We start from the raw sequence: 16,473 nt of genomic DNA on the forward strand, positions 1-16,473 counted from the left end.
CTCCTTACCATAAGCTGTTCTGGCTGACCCGTTTGCTGAAATAGTTGGCCAACAGCAGAATCGTGAAGTTGATGACCGAGTTGAACAACCCGACCGCCGTACTATAGCCGTAGTCGAACTCCAGAATCCCTTTGCGGTACACGAATGTGGAGATGACGTCCGCCGTCTCGTAGATGCCCGCGCTGTAGAGCAAGATGATCTTCTCGAAGCCGACGTTCATCAGATTGCCGAGCGACAGGATGAGCATGATCATCACGGTCGGCATAATGCCCGGCAGCGTAATGTGCCAGATCTGCCGGAACTTCGTCGCGCCGTCCATCTTCGCCGCCTCGTACTGCTGCTGGTCGATCCCGGAGATCGCCGCAAGATAGATGATCGTGCCCCAGCCGACCTGCTGCCAGATTTCGCTAATGACATAGATCGCCCGGAACGATTCCGGCTGCTGCAGGAACGCGACGCGCTCCCCGCCGAAGAACGCGATGACGTCGTTGATCAGTCCGTCCGATAGCGTGAAATAGCGGATGATGCCCGCCACGACGACGAGCGTAATGAAGTGCGGCATATACGTGATCGTCTGCGTCACCCGGCGGAACCACGAGCTCTTCAACTCATTGAGCAAGAGCGCCAGCATGATCGGCGCCGGGAAGCCGAAGAGCAGGTTGAAGAAGCTGAGCAGGATCGTGTTCTTGATGACCCGGAAGAAATAGATGCTGTCGAAAAACTCCCGAAAATGCTTGAAGCCCACCCATTCGCTGCCGAGAATGCCTTTGGCCGGCACGAACTGCTTGAAGGCGATGATCGCGCCGTACATCGGCACGTAGTGGAACATGACATAATAGGCCAGCACGGGCAGCATCATGATGTAGAGCCATTTGTTGCGGATGAGATCTTTGGTGAGCCGTGTCATTGAAAAATCCTCCTTCCTCCTGGGGAGAACCAGAGGGTGGGCCCTCTGGACTCCCTTACATTTTAGGGGCTGGCCGCCCCTTAAAACCCTGCTAGATTCTAGGGGCTGCTGCCCCTTAAACCCTGCAGATTCTAGGGGCTGCCGCCCCTTGTGACCCCGCATATTCCTTTATTAAGGGGCTGCGCCCCTAAGACCTTTGCTTTTATCCTCGCCCCTTCCCCCTCCATTGGAGGGGAACCAGAGGGCAACCGCCCTCTGGACACCCGTAATCGGCGTCGCTCGTTACGCGGCCGTCCTCGATGTGTCCTTTCGTGGTTGGCCCGCTTTTGTTCCACGGGGGATTGGTTTGGCACCAATCCCCCGTGGAACAAAGCTCTCGGCTCGAGCTTCGTTCAGTATGGTTTGCCTTGGGTGGTGGCCCCCGTGTCTACTCGTTGGATCATCAATGTGCTGGTCATCGCTTGACGTCCACCTTCGTGGACACGCTTTACGTTCGACTGCTTGGTGGTGACCCCCGCGTTTACTCGTTGAATCATCAACGTGTTGGTCATCGCTTGACGTCCACTTTCGTGGACACGCTTTACGTTGGCTTGGAGGTAGCCCCCGCGTTTACTCGTTGGATCATCAATGTGCTGACTCCCGCTTGACGTCCACCTTCGTGGACACGCTTTACGTTCGGCTGCTTGGTGGTGGCCCCCGCGTTTACTCGTTGAAGCATCAACGTGCTGGGCCTCGCTTGACGTCCACTTTCGTGGACACGCTTTACGTTGGGTTGCTTAGTGGTGACCTCCGCGTTTACTCGTTGAATCATCAACGTGCTGGTCCTCGCTTGACGTCCATCTTCGTGGACACGCTTTACGTTCTTCTAAAAGGCTTGACGCCTTTTAGAAAAACCGCCGTTTGCTGGCAAACGGCGGTTACGCTTAACGTTGGAGGTAACGCTCGTAGGCGGCTTGTTGGATTTCTAGCGCGCGTTCGATGCCGAGGCTCTTCATTTGCTCGACGTACTTGTCGTATGCCTCGATCGATTCGGTGCCCATGATGATCTTGAGCTCCGCTTCTTTCACGAGCGCGTTAATGTCGTTCATGATGCTCGCCATTTCGTCGGCTTCCTCGGCCGTTGGCGTGACCGGCGGCAGCAGATGGCTCTCATGATTCGTTTCTTTCCAGATCCCGATGGCTTCTGCGGTCTGCGGATATTTCGACGGCAGATTGTTGTCTTGCTGAATCATCGGAAAGTTCGTGCCGTGCGAATATTGCTGCATCACCTGGTCGCTGCCGAGGCCCTCCGGATTCTTGACGACGAGGTCCGTGTAGACCGGCTTGCCGTCTTGCAGCGCATACGTCACGCCTTCGATGCCGAACGTGTTCAGCAGGCTGCCTTCCTCGGAATACGCGTAATCCAGCCAGCGCATGGCCGCTTCGATATTCTTGCTATTCGCGGAGATAGCGGCCGAGCTTGTGCCCGCATAGGCGTTGTCGAGTTGGCCGAACTCCGGCTTCGTCCCCTTCGTAAGCGTCGGATATGGCGCCGCGACATAGTTCGCTTTCGGATCGGTCGTCTGCGCCGTCGCGTTGTACTTCTCGATATAGAACTGCCAACCGAAGGTCGCGCCGCTCACCGCGGAGGTCATCTTCTTGTCGACCGTCGCCGCGTCGATGGAGGCGAAGTCCTTGTCGATGAGTCCTTCCTTATACCACTCGCTCATCGTCTTGAGATATTCCTTATACGCCGGCTCCAGGTAACCGTAGGTCACCTTGCCGTCATTCACGTAGAAATTGCCCATGACGCCGAACGCGCCGGCGAATCCGCCTGTGCGCTCGCCGAGGAACATCGTCCGGAACGTAACCGGCGATGCGGCGTTTTTCTTTTCCTTGAAGGCCTTCAGCACGGTGTGCCATTCGTCGATCGTCTCTGGAATCGGAAGACCCAGCTCGTCGAGCCAATCTTTGCGGATGATCGGTCCGCCGTAGACGCGGCCCGCTTCCGAGCGGATGAACGGGAAGGCGTAATAGGTGCCGTCGTCCGTTTTGATCATTTTGTCGATCTCGGGATTTTCCTCGAGCGCCTTCTTCAGATTGGGCGCATACTTATCGATATAATCGTTGAGCTTCAAAATATAGCCTTGCTCGACCGCTTTCTCCGGACCGCCCGGGTATTGCAGCCACGTATTCATGAAGATGTCCGGAATATCGCCGGAAGCGAGCAGCAGGCTGAACTTCTGATCGGTCATCGGCGCGCCGCCCAAGTTCTTGATCTGAATTCCGGTCCGCTTCTCGTACTCGTCGTCGATCGGCATCCGCTCCGGCACGCTGCCGGCCGCCTCGGTCATGAACGTCAGTTCTATATTGCCCGGCATCGGATAGGAGAAAGGCGTATTCGCGTTGGAGCTTGTCTCTCCCGCAGCCCCGCCTTCGCCCGAGCCGTTCGATGGGTTCGTCTCGTTATTGCCATTGCTGCATGCCGTCGCCAGCAGCGTCATGCTCAGCAGCAGCGCCACGCTAAGTTTGCTTCTCTTCGTTCGTTTCATCGTTTTCACCTGACCCCCGTTTGCTGAAGTTGTCCTGAGCGGCTATCGCTTGCCGCTGCTCCCCTAATGTAAGCCAGCCGCGGAATGAGCGGCAATGTTCAATATCGCAACACGATCGACCGAATGTAAAAAAGACGATCGCTCGTTTGAAATCGATCGTCTTTTCCTCTGTGGACCGATAGCCATTCCTACAACTGAATGGTTTTGTACTTGCCGGGCGTAATGCCTTCGTACTTTTTGAACACACGGATGAATGCGCTGCTGCTCGCGAACCCCACCGCAAGCGCGGTCTCGTCGATCTGGGCGCCGCCGCCCAATAACTGCTTGGCCTGCCGAATGCGCGTCTGGCTGATGTATTCATGCAATCCCTCGCCGTTATGTTCCTTGAACACCTTGGATACATACTGGGGCGTAATGCCAAAGTGGGCGCCGATCATCGATACGCTCAAGTTAACGTCCGCGTAATGCTCCGCTACATAGGCCGCGACCTGCTCGCCGATACGCGTGTTGGAAGCCAGCGCCAGCTTCTCGTTCACCAGCTCGCAGACGATCGCAAGAATCTCCATTAACTCCTGACGGAATTCGGCCCGGGTCGTGCAGGCGAGCAGCCGCTTCACCGGACGCTGCTCCTCCCAGAACGATGTCCGCCTGGCCTCCTGCGGCACCATCTTTATCATCGTGCTGGCAAGGTCGATCAGGAAACATTTGACCATCTCGATCGAAGCCTGCTGCTGAAAAATACTGCCGATCATCCCGTCGACCAGCTCCGCCGCCTTCTCGAAATTCCCGCTCTTGATCAAGTTGTGCAGCTGCAGCTCTTCGTTCATCGAATAATAGTAATCCGCTTCCTCTAGTTTGATGTCGCCGTACCAGACGAACTTCTCCTCCTGCATCATCCGGTATTCCTGCGCTTCGAGCGCCTGCAGGAACGCTTGATGGATCCCCTCGAGCGACGGGTTCGCTTCGCTGCCCGATACGGAGAACGTAAGCGCATATCGCTGTTCGATGAACTCGTGCGCCTCGGATATCGCCCCTTCGATCTCTTCCTTCCATGATCCGTTGCGCTCCGGATGAATATTGACGATGGCCGCGAGCATCCCGTCCACATCCGTGAACAGGACGTTATGTCGGCGGTCGACGAGGTCCTTCACGATATTGGAGACGATGAATTGGGACAAGTTAAGCGGCAGCCCCTTCTCATGCCCCGGATCGAGATAGAAGAGCAGCACCGCGAAATCCTCGGACAGCCAATCCATGCGGTGAATGCTGGCGGCCTCCCGTACCGACATCGCCTGCTCGGTCTGGCCTTTGAGCAGCTTGCCGAGATAGTAGCTTTGCAGCACCCGTAGCTGCTTGAGCTGATGGCTGCTCATATCGTCCCGCTCCCGGATCGCCGTCATAACGCTCTGCCGGATGAACGCATATTCGTCCATCTCCGCTTTGCGTTCGGGCTTGAAATTCGGCAGAATGCTTAGCAGCTGCTTGATCGGTACGTAATTTCGCCGGGCAAAATACGTCATGACCCCGCCTCCGATCAGGAAGCACACTAGCAACCCGATCACATTCATCGTGCGCAGCTGGCTTGCCCGCTCCCAGAATACGCTGGATGGGAAGACGCTGACGTAACGCCAATTCGTATTGTCCGATTCGATCGTCGTAACCATATTGTTCGTATCGGCGATCAAGTCCGCGTACGTGACGGACGCCTCGGCGCTGCCGTTCTGGAACAGCACCTGATTCTGCTCGTCCACGATGTAGACCTTCCCTTTGTTCACCCAATCCACGTTCTCGAGCAGATGCTGAATTTTACTGCTGTTCAGCGGCATGACGAGCGTGCCGTACGGCAACCCGCCAGCCTTCTTCAAGAGCGGTTTAATGAACGCGACGTTCATGCCGGACGGCTCGCTGCTTCGCATCGGAAGCCACAGGTACGTTCGCAGACTTTGACTGCGCATATCCGACAGCCATTCGCTGTACGTGTACGTATCCGATTGATGGTTCATCGCGTAGAACAACCGGCTGTCCGCGTACGTTTCGTTCGACAACACCTTATCGAGCTGCGTCGAGTAAATATAGATGCCGCTTATAAAATCGTTCGTCGATTTATATTTGCCGAGTTCCTGCTCGGTCTTATAGATATCGAAGGCGTGCGCGTTTTCCGATTGCTTGTCCAGCTCCAGGTAATTGCGCACATCGGTCTGAATCGTCAACTGCGCGCCCATTTTCTCGGTCAGGCCCAGCTCGCTGTCCACGATATATTTGACTTGCTGCAGCATGGCGCTGCTCGCGCGCTTAATTTCGTATTGCACGATCTGCGTCGTCTGCAGATATACGATAGCGCTTACAATGAGCGGAATGAGCAGAATGACCGCATAAGAAATCATCCATTTGTGCGTAATGCTTCGCGTGAACGTGAATCGGTTGCGCAACATGATCTGTACCTCCCACGATTGCTGATTTCAAAAAGTCGCACGGGTCGGTCAATGCCGCATCCTCGCCTTATGACGATGAACGCACGCCAATGACCACGTTCATCATTATACCGAATCGACCGTTCCAATCCATAGAAAACGCAATAATTCCCAATCGCCAATTTGAAACGAATCGTCATTTTGTAAAATGAAACCGGCCCAACAAGGAGATTCCGGCCTCGCGTGGAAGTGTATTGCAAACGCATCCATTGTTCACGAAAGGAGCTTACTCTTGCGCGCTACCATTCAAGATGTCATCGACGAGCTTCGCTCCGGCGTTGCCCCGATCGACAATTCCGTCGACGTATTAATCGGCGCCTCGGATCCGGATACGCCCGTTACGGGCATTGCAACGATGTTCATGCCGACGCAGCAGGCCATCGAGCATGCGCTGTCGCTTGGCGTCAATCTGATCGTTGCCCACGAGAACCCCTACTTCAGCCATCGCACGGACGTCAGCCTTCTCGCAGGGGACCCGGTCTATGCGGCCAAGAAGAGACTCATTCAACAATCCGGGATTGCCATCTATCGCCATCATGATTATTGTCATCGCGTTCAGCCAGATCCGATTATGACCGGGCTCTTGCACAGCCTTGGCTGGGAAACGAATGTCGAAGAAATGCTGCCGACGGCCGCCGTTGTGACGGTGCCGGATATGCCGGCCTCCAAGGTCGCGGAGCATGCCAAGTCCCGGCTGTCCATTCCCTATGTTCGGCTTACCGGCGATCCGGACATGACCGTCCGTCGAATCGGGCTATTGGTCGGTTTTCGCGGCAGCGGCGCGAATGCGATACCGCTGTTCAAGGAAAGGGCAGTCGATATGGTCATCGCCGGCGAAGGCTTCGAATGGGAGACGCCCGAGTATGTGCGAGATGCGGCCAAGCAGGGTTTGGCGAGAGCGCTGCTCATGCTGGGCCATGCGGAGAGCGAGGAGCCGGGCATGCGGGTCGTGGCCCAGCAGCTGCGGCTGAAGTTTCCGGAGTTGCCCGTTCATTTTATTCCGGTAGAGCCGGTATTTCAGGTCTACTAAGCCAGCACTTTTCAGGAGGGACTATGCAATGACAACAGGCAAAATGAATGCGGCCATCATGGACAAGCCGCTGTCGATCGAGGTTCAGCAAGTGGATATTCCGACTCCGGGGGATCACGAGGCGCTCGTGCGCGTGCACTGCATCGGAGTGTGCGGCTCGGACGTTCACTATTACGAGCATGGGAAGATCGGCCGTTATGTGGTGAATGAGCCGATCATTCTCGGCCATGAGCTCGCCGGCGAAGTCGTTCAGGTCGGCAAGCTGGTGACGAACGTTACGGTGGGCGACCGGGTAGCGGTTGAACCGGGCGTCACCTGCGGAAGGTGCGACTATTGCAAGTGCGGACGCTACAATCTGTGCCCGGACGTCGTCTTCCTCGCCACTCCGCCGGTGAACGGCGCTTGGGCCGATTACATCGTCATGCCGAGCGACTACCTGTTCAAGCTTCCCGAGGGAATGAGCTATGAGACCGGCGCGCTGCTCGAACCGCTGTCCGTCGGGTTCCATGCGATGCTGCGCGGCCAAGCCAAGCCGTTCGACCGGCTGCTCGTCACCGGGCTCGGCCCGATCGGCCTCCTCGCCGGACAAGCGGCCAAGCTGTTCGGGATTACGGAGATCTACGGTACGGACACCGTCGCCTATCGGCGCGAGCTCGCCCTGGAGATGGGCTTCACCGCCGTATTCGATCCGGCGACGGAACCGGTCGGCGAGCGGCTGGAGACTCTGACGGGCGGTGCAGGCATTACGCTTATCGTCGAATCGTCCGGCAACGGCCGAGCGATGAACGATGCGGTGAAGCTGGTCCGGCGCGGCGGCCGGATCGTATTCGTCGGTCTGCCAGCAACAGACACCGTTCCGATGGATATGGGTGCGCTTATCGATGCAGAGATCGATGCCTATGGCGTCTTCCGCTATGCGAACACGTATCCGGCGGCGATTCAGGCGCTGCAGCGCTCCACGGTCGATATCGAGAAGATTATCACGCACCGCTACAGCCTCGCCGACATCCAGGAAGCGGTCGAGACGGCGCGCACCCGCAAGGACACGAGCATTAAGGTGATGATTTATCCGAATCACCGAAGCATAAACTCTTAATCGGCAGGCCAAGCTTAAGCGCCTTGCTTAACTTCATTCCATTTCCCGAGCACGTTTCATGATCTCGCCCCTAATTGGAAAAGCTAGGTGAAACCCTACTCATCCATTCGGGTGCGTGCGAAATGAGGTTATGACTTGGTTCTTCCATCCGCGAAGCAACGCCATACCGCAAACTGGTCCAAGCTGCTCAAAAGCCATCAAATCCGATTTAAGGAAAACTGGCTGCTGAAGGTGACGATCAGCGCGTTTTCAATTTTTTGGATATTCATGGCGATCCGTCCGCTCGACTGGAAAGTATGGCTGGTCGAGAACACGTTACTGGTCAGCGGCATCATCCTGCTCGTCTGGACTTACCGCATTCTTCCGCTTACCAATGTAAGCTATATACTGATTGCGGCGTTCCTCGCCATGCATGCTTATGGCGGGCATTTCTCGTATCAGTTCACTCCCGTTGATGATTGGATGAAGAAAATTCTTCATACCGACCGGGGGTACTACGACAGGATCGTCCATTTTGCCTTCGGTCTGTTCATCGCTTTTCCGGTTCGAGAAGCCGTTCTGTATGTGCTCAAGATGCGCCATGCCGGTCAATATGTCGTTACGTTCGCCTTCATTGTCGCAGCAAGCGGATTGTTCGAGCTGCTGGAGATGTGGGCGGCGGTGTTGTTCGATCCCAAGCTGGCTGCGAAGTATATCGGGATGCAAGGGGATGTATTCGATTCCCATAAAGACATGACGATGTCGCTCATCGGCGTCGTGTTAGCGCTTGGCCTATTCGGAATCCAACGACGTATTGGGCATAAGTTGAGCCGGAGCCGTTCGAGCATGAAATGAAGAAGCACCTTGAAGCGGTATTGCCGCTTCAAGGTGCCTCTCATTGGTCGGGTCCGCCTTCCCCTTGATTAAACAAAGAGCTGTCCCAAGTCAACTGGGACAGCTCTTCCCTATTACGCTTCTTCCAGAATCAATCTCGCTAATGCGACCAAATCGATGATGTCGATGACGCCGTCGTTGTTCAGGTCAACCGACTTGATCGTCGTCCAATTCGGATCTGCGTTCGTCTTGCCGTAATGAGCCGCCGCGATCGACAGGTCGCCGATGCTGTAGCGGTTGTCGCCGTTGATGTCGCCGGCGGATTGCTTGATGACGAGCGAGCGGAATGTCTGTACCGCGGTCGTCAACTGCTCGAGCGCTTCGTTGATCTGCGACTGCGTCGCCCCAGCGTTGTCCAGTACCGCTTGCGCCGCCTGAATGGCTGTCAACAGCGCTGCTTTGGAACCGACCGGATACTGGCCTGCTCTCGTTCCTTCCACAGACGAGTCATGCAACGATTGCGCGCTTGCGATCGCCGCGCTCAGCGCATCGCGCGTCACGGCTGCCGTAATCTCGAAGGCATACGGTCGCGGATTCGCGATGATCGTCTCCGTACCCGTGCTGTCCGCGAAGGCGATATCCGTCAGTGACAAGCTGCTCGTCACGTTCTCTGCCGTGTCCTTGGCTTTGAATTGCAGCTTGATCAGATCGAGCGGTCTACCGGAAGCGGAATCCTTCTGCAAGTTGACCGCCAGGAACCGGATCGCTCCCGGAATTTCGGCCGAATCCAAAATCGTGTAGCCTTCTTGCAACGATTGCGCGCCTACATATTCGACTTTGTCCGCATCATAGTGGACGGTGAAGTCTTGCGCGATCGCATCGGCAGCTCCCTCATTCAGGCGAAGCGTTACGTCGAACAGCTGATTCGCCGATACAGCGGCAGGGCCTGTTAATGTTACGGTATCGGAAACTTGCGACTGTTCGAAGTCGCCTTTGATTGCCTCAAACCATACGTCGGCCATCTTATCGTAGCCGGCCGCCGTCGGATGGACGCCATCCTGAAGATCGGACACGTTGAGCGCATGATACATGTCGACCAGCACCACCGGTTGACCGGCTTCGGCTTTCTTCTGCACCAATTCAGCCACTTTGGCGTTGAACTGCTGCACCTTCGCATTCCAGTCCGCATTGCTCTCCGGCGCGATCTGCGCCACGTACAGCTTGCCGCCTTCCGGAAGCTTCGCCGTGATCTTGTCGATCAGCGCTTCCAGTCTGACGTTCATATTGGCCACGTCATAGTTCTGGTTAATATCATTGGTGCCGGCATGCAGCAGCACGATATCCGGCCTTGACTCCTCCATCCAGCCGTCAATCTCCGCATCGATCTGATCGATGCGCCAACCCGGATGTCCTTCATGGTCGTTATCGCCCAAGGCTGCCGGACCGTTCGCGATCGAGCCGACGAAATTCACCCGATAGCCCGCTTCCCGGATCGAATCCCACAGCTTGATGCGGTAACCGCCCGGAATGTTGAAACCGTGCGTAATCGAGGCGCCCAGCGGCATTACTTTGAGGACGCGCTCTTGATTGCTGATCGTTACCTGATACGTGCCGACCTTCCCGGAGCCGTCCGCCGCATAAGCCTCCACGCGTACGATGCCGTTGTCGAGCGCGCTCAGCAACCCTTTGGCATTAATGCTCGCCTTGTCGGTAGGCGTACCGTCCGTGTTGGTCACTTTCCAAGTGACGTGCGTTTCCATCGCGGACGCAGGAAGTACCTTCGCCGTCATCTGCAGCGTGCCTTTGTCCGCCGCGATCGTATGCTGACCGCTCTTCGATGCGACTTGAATGCCGCTGACCAACTGATCCGCCGGAATCCGGAGCAACTGAATGTAGTCCACTTCCGCATAGCCGACTTTCTTCGCCAGCTTGATCGTGTTCGCGCCGGCCTGCAGTTGAACAATCATCGTCGACGGGTTGAAAATATTCCAGCCATAGTTGCGGTACGTAATCGTCCCTGCACTTGCACCATTGACGGTTACGTCATGCTTGGCAGGCGCAAAGTCGCCGCCCGTGCCGTTCGCGTTCATCACGGTTAAGCGGTAAGCGCCCGCTTCCTTCACGTTCACGTTGAACTGGACATAATCGCCTGCAAGGTCGATATGGCCTGCTACCTGGCCGCCGGAAGCATTCGATTCGGAGGCAATCGTCGCCGTGCCGCCGCGCTGCGCGTCCGCGCCTTCCGCTTCATAGCGGTAAGTATCGACTTGCGGCGTACCTGCCGGTGCAAGGACCGCGTCGCCATAACCGACCGGCGTGCCGAAGTTCGGCGTACCGTCTTCGTTCCATGTGAACTTCTGCGCTCTTACGCTTCGGTTGCCCCATGATCCGCCTGAGACTTGATCCGCATGGTAGACGATCCAGTCCTCGGTGCCATCCGGCGATTGCGTGAACGAGTTATGGCCAGGGCCATACGCCGTCGGTACCTTCGAGAAGACAGGCCCGGATTTCGTCCAAGCGTTCGGGTTCAGGACATCCCCATCCGTATTCGTCAACATGCCGAGCGTATAATCGTCCGTCCAGCTACCGCTTGCGGAGTAGACGATGAAGGTTTTGCCGTCCTTCTGCAATACTTGCGGCGCTTCATTAATATAAGGCGTGCCGTTCAGCTCCCAAGCTTTCTCCGGCGTCGAGATCAGCACGCGCGGACCGCTGATCGTCCACGGGTTGCTCATCGGCGCGATGTACAAATTCTGCCGCACATTCGTGTCGCCTTCCCAGCCCGACCAGACGAAGTACAGGCTGCCGTCTTCTTGCTTCAGCACCGTGCCGTCGATCGCCCATTTGTCGGTCGCGTCTGTAATTTTGCCTTTGAGCGTATACGAGCCTTGCGGGTTATCCGTGTCGCTCTCGAGCACGTACATGCGATGGTTGAAGTTGTCGCCGTCATCCGCGGCGAAATAGATGTACCATTTGCCGTTTAAGAAATGCAGCTCCGGCGCCCAAATCTCCTTCGAATAATCGGTATTGAGCGGCGGCGTGTACACCGTCACGCGCGGCGCCGTCCCGATATCCTGCAGCCGGCTTGCCTTCGCAACCTGAATGCCTTGATCGCCATCGGACCGGATGTAGTAATAGTAGCCGTCTTGGAAAATCACCCACGGATCGGCGGAACCGCCGCCGCTGCCCACCGGCACGATCGGGTTCGTGAACAAGCTGCCTGCGGTTACCGTAACGGTCGAAGTGGCCGTGTAATGCCCGCTGACCGTCTCCGTCGTAATCGTAGCGAGGCCCGGGCCTACCGCAGTCACCACGCCGCCTGCGCTAACCGTCGCCACCGCTTCGTTGCTGGAGCTCCAGGTGACCGATTTGTCCGCGGCAGTCAGCGGTTCCACATTCGCCTTGAGCGTATACGTACCGCCAAGACCTAACGTCAGCGCAGTCTTGTCGAGCGTGACGCCGGTTGCCGGACCATATTCGACCGGATGCACTTCGAAATAGTCGAAGCTTGCTTTCATCGCCGTCGCGTCCGTCGCGCCTAACCCATACAGACCGACCTTGGCGTTTTTGAGTTCAGCCGTTACGGTCTGCGCAACCTGAATCCACTCGCCTTCATTCCACACATATGGCGTATACGTGTTGCCCAGCTTCACGACCTTCATGTAGACGCGGTCGCCGGTCGGGAATTGCTGCCGATTCATCAGACCCGCTCCGCTGTAGCTGCCGTTTACTTCCTTCGCGAACTCCAGCGTCTTGCCGCCGTTGTAGACCCTGCCTAGCCGGATATAGTTATTCTCGTCCTGCCATATTATCGGGCCAGCCTGCTGGTAATTCTTGATCACGGTCGAATCGAGCTTGAGCGTAATCTCGTAATCGCCGTTCGCATTGGCCTTCGGATCGCGGATGAATACGTTATGATGGCCGTTCTCGCTCTGATACATGTCGCCCTGAATCGCGTTCAGCTGAAGATAACCCGGACGGCTCGACAGACTCCAGTTCGCCGCCGATTCCTTCACGATCTGCCAAGCGCTGTCTAGCGTCCCTCCGTCAAAATGATCGACGATCGCGCTATCCGGAATCGCCGGCTGATCGTCCCCTTCGCCGACGGTTACCGTTACGCTGGCCGTCTTGCTCGGATCCGCGACCGACGCGACCGTAATCGTCGCCGTTCCGGCTTTCTCCCCTCTTACTTCGCCGATACCGTCAACGGTCGAAGCGTGGACCGATGCGACCAGCGGATTGCTCGATGTCCATGTAACCGCTTGTGCGCTGGCATCAAGCGGGCTGAATTGCACCGGCACGCGCACCGTATCATCCACGGCGACGTTCACTTGCGAAGGAAGCGCTACGGACTCGGCTGCCTTGTCCGCGAATACCGGCAGCAGCGCTTCTTTGTCCCCGCCTGGAGCGGCCCACTTCACATGCAGGCTCGAATCGCCATCGGCATGGACGTATTCGATCTTGACCGCTGCCTCTTCACCAGCCGTCAGCTGGATTTGTCCGCTCGCTTCTTCGCGAACATCGCTTGTTTTGTCGACGACTTTCGTACCGTTCACCCAGACGCTGGCAATATTGTCGCTGTCCGCATAGAACGTATACGTTCCGGTTGCTTCCGGCTTCACCGTGCCTGACCAGCGGATCGAGAAGTTGTCTTCGCCGATGCCGGCGGACGCATCCGGAGAACCCGTACCTCGCTCATCGCCGAGCTCAAAATCGATTCGCGGTGTAATAGACGTCTTCGTCAACTGGCCGAAATTCGGATCGTTGTAGTACTGGGCATGGAAGACCGGCAGCGTCTTGAAAGCTTCAGCCCCGACCAGCGCTTTCACGTCATTGACCTGCCATGGATGGCCGTCCGGATAGACGACGCCATGGAACGGGATCGCCGGCTCGGATACGGCCGGATTCACGTCCGTTCCCCACGCGAATCGCGTATTGTCCCGGCCGATGCCGAATTCCCACATCACGAATCCGATGCCTCGGTCGCCGTAATGCTCCACCACGCCTGGTACGGTCTGCGAGCCTCGGTTCATCGTTTCATCCGCAAGGATTTCCTTGGAGATGCCGTAAGGTGTCGGATAATCGGCCTCATACGGATGCCACGAGATAAAGTCGGACGTCGGATCGCCGGAGAATTGGCCGCCCGTAGAGGTCACCGGAATGGCGGATCCCGTATCTTTGATCCAGATGCGGGCGTCGTTCATGATCTGCTTGGTGACCTGGTCCATGAGACCGGACTCGCCGTTGCTCGGTTCGTTGTAAATATTCCACATCGCGATCCGAGGATCGTTCAGATGCGCCTTCACGATCCCTTGCACGTATGCTTTCAGATCGGCCTTATTCGCGGCATAGTTCGCTTTGACCTCGTCTCCCGGACCCTCGACCCAACGGCTGTTGTGCGCGCCGTATCGTGGAGCCGGCTGTTCGCCAAGCGTCGGATAATCGTTCCAGCAATCGTCGAAGAAGACGAGCTCGACCTTGATGTCGTACTTATCGGCCAGCTGCAAGAAATCTTCCAGGTTCGCCAGCATCTTCTCGCTGTCGTCCTTCCAGAGCAGGTTATGCACGAACACGCGGACCATGTTGATTCCGTAGGTATGGGCATTGGCCAGCTCGCGTTCGTTGATCTCATGGTCGTATTGGTCCCATTGCTGAATCTGATTGACCGCGTTCGTCGGGACGAATACCGCGCCTTTGACCCATGACCAGTCATAGGTTGGCGCCGTATACGCGCCCGTGTCTGTGACGGATACATTATCGAATTTCGCATTCAAGTAATGCGTGCGTACGCCGACAGCCCCGTGCGTCCACATCCGGTCGACGACGCTTGCGATCAGCTCGTCATTGACGTACACGTCGATGTTCGGACCTTTCGCTTCCACCCTGAGCTTATAGGCGGTATCCGTCTGAATCGGATACGGTATATTCGCAAGCTCTTTCCAACCATTGTTGAATCGGCCGATTTGAATGGAGCCGCCCTTACGAATGCCCGCATAATACCCCTTCAAGTTATCAGCGCCTACTGTCGGATCCGTCACGCGGAAAAGCAACCCGGCATTGTCGTTCGCCGCCCCGCCGCTGATCGAGACATCCGCCGAATAAGAGAAGTTCGTGAAGTCGGTGGCATTGGCGACCGATTTGAAGCCTGCCCCGGCATTAACGTTGTACGTGCCCCCGGATAAATTCCAAGTCCCGCCGTACGTCTTCCAGTTGCTCGCGGTACTGCTGTCGAAGTTGTCGCTGAAGCTGACCGACTGCTTCGCATAGCTGGCGCTTGCGACTTCGGAATCGAACATGCCGTCTTTGACCGCTAGCGCCTTGACGGTCGTGGTCTCGGTTATCGTGAACGGTCCGTTATAGACGGGCGATTCCTTCGTCGGCACACTGCCGTCCGTCGTATAATGAATAACCGCATCCGGCGTTGCCGACGTGATCGCAATTCGTGCGGACTCCGCAAAGGTGCTGCCCGTCGCAGGCGAGAACGTCGGTGCTGCCACCGGTACGATCTCATTTACCGTCAAATTGTCGAACGTCGTACGTCCCCACCAGGTTCTAAGGCCGATTGCGCCGGCTGCCGTAATCTGCTTGCCGTCGTTATCCGTGTAGTCGATCACAGGCGTATCCATATCATTCATATAGATGCGGATGTTGTTCCCGATCGCCACTACCTTCATATGGCCTGACGTCACGGAGACGCTCGCCGATGCCAGCTCAGCGAACGCATAATCGTTGCCGACGACACGCGCTAACCGGACGACGCCGTCATGACCAAGAGAAGCATAATAGCCGTTGTATCCGTCCCACTGCGGATCAGGCGAGACATTGGTGACGCGGAACAGGAAGCCTGAGCTGTCCGAATTGAATCCATTAACGGCAAGATCGCCTTCATAGACGAAATCCTTGAAGCTCGTTCCGTCGGCAACCGCCTTCGATCCGGGACTTCCGAGATCACCGCCGTTTACATTCGTGACATAGAGCTGCCCCTTATCATTGACCGTCCAATTTCCTGGGAAATCGGCGTTAGGCGAGCGGTACGTGCTCCAGCCATCCACATTACCGTCACTGAAATCGTCGGCGAAACTGTTGCCGCTTACCGATTGCGCGAGCAAGGATGCAGCCGTCAAATCGCCTGATGCTGCCTTGCTCCCACTTTCTACCGTGACCGAATCGGCCGCGTATACGGAACCGCCCGCGAACGCGGACACTTGCATGGCTAGCGCCAATGCCATACTGATCTGCTTTTTCCCCTTCATGGAAACCATACCCTCCCGAACTTGCTTATGATATTCCCCTTGCTAGGACAACTGCAGATGTCCGCTCCTTTCTCCTTCGTTTTGTGACAACGCTTACAATCAGTTGTCGAATTGCGCCTTTTTTGCCGGCCCAAATGCTCCGCAGCCTTCCATCTCCTTCATTATAGGAGCCGCTTGTTCGAAAGTATTTGTAATATTACGTGTTTTTGTTAAGTATTCCGAGGAATGTATGAAGAAGGCGTCAGCCGTGAAAAAATAAAGAGGGAGCAACTGCCGCATGATATGCTCCCCTTACGGTAGACAGGTGAAATAATAAAACCTGTTACCCTAAGGGGAGCTTTTTTATGCAAAGACGATCCTACTCGGCTTCTG

7 protein-coding genes are annotated in these 16,473 nt (G+C 56.4%); 3 read left to right on the top strand and 4 right to left on the bottom strand.

All coding sequences use genetic code 11. The annotated features are described in order from the left end of the window. Positions 1 to 4: 4 nt before the first annotated feature. The 3 genes from FHS18_RS24190 to FHS18_RS24200 all read right to left on the bottom strand — a co-directional run bounded on the left by FHS18_RS24190 (position 5) and on the right by FHS18_RS24200 (position 5,870). Positions 5 to 907: an ABC transporter permease gene (locus FHS18_RS24190; RefSeq protein ID WP_183602950.1), complete on the bottom strand. Its 903-nt coding sequence runs from the start codon at positions 905 to 907 to the stop codon at positions 5 to 7. 923 nt (positions 908 to 1,830) lie between these two features. Next, positions 1,831 to 3,438, bottom strand: a complete 1,608-nt coding sequence (locus FHS18_RS24195; protein ID WP_183602951.1) for an extracellular solute-binding protein — start codon at positions 3,436 to 3,438, stop codon at positions 1,831 to 1,833. A gap of 188 nt (positions 3,439 to 3,626) precedes the next feature. Continuing rightward, on the bottom strand, positions 3,627 to 5,870 hold the full coding sequence (locus tag FHS18_RS24200; RefSeq protein WP_183602952.1) for a helix-turn-helix domain-containing protein: 2,244 nt from the start codon (positions 5,868 to 5,870) through the stop codon (positions 3,627 to 3,629). Positions 5,871 to 6,141: 271 nt separating this feature from the next. Here FHS18_RS24200 and FHS18_RS24205 point away from each other — a divergent pair, with 271 nt between their 5' ends. The 3 genes from FHS18_RS24205 to FHS18_RS24215 all read left to right on the top strand — a co-directional run bounded on the left by FHS18_RS24205 (position 6,142) and on the right by FHS18_RS24215 (position 8,869). Continuing rightward, positions 6,142 to 6,939: a Nif3-like dinuclear metal center hexameric protein gene (locus FHS18_RS24205; RefSeq protein ID WP_183602953.1), complete on the top strand. Its 798-nt coding sequence runs from the start codon at positions 6,142 to 6,144 to the stop codon at positions 6,937 to 6,939. Between the two features lie 28 nt (positions 6,940 to 6,967). Next, complete coding sequence (locus tag FHS18_RS24210; protein ID WP_183602954.1) at positions 6,968 to 8,035, top strand: NAD(P)-dependent alcohol dehydrogenase; 1,068 nt, start codon at positions 6,968 to 6,970, stop codon at positions 8,033 to 8,035. A gap of 135 nt (positions 8,036 to 8,170) precedes the next feature. Then, entirely contained in the window at positions 8,171 to 8,869 is a 699-nt protein-coding gene (locus tag FHS18_RS24215) for a DUF2238 domain-containing protein (protein ID WP_183602955.1), read from the top strand. A 113-nt stretch (positions 8,870 to 8,982) separates the two neighbouring features. Here FHS18_RS24215 and FHS18_RS24220 read toward each other — a convergent pair whose 3' ends face one another. After that, on the bottom strand, positions 8,983 to 16,101 hold the full coding sequence (locus FHS18_RS24220) for a family 43 glycosylhydrolase (RefSeq protein WP_183602956.1): 7,119 nt from the start codon (positions 16,099 to 16,101) through the stop codon (positions 8,983 to 8,985). Between the last annotated feature and the right edge of the window lie 372 nt (positions 16,102 to 16,473).

It is taken from the genome of Paenibacillus phyllosphaerae (genome assembly GCF_014192105.1).
Lineage (GTDB): Bacteria > Bacillota > Bacilli > Paenibacillales > Paenibacillaceae > Paenibacillus_Z > Paenibacillus_Z phyllosphaerae.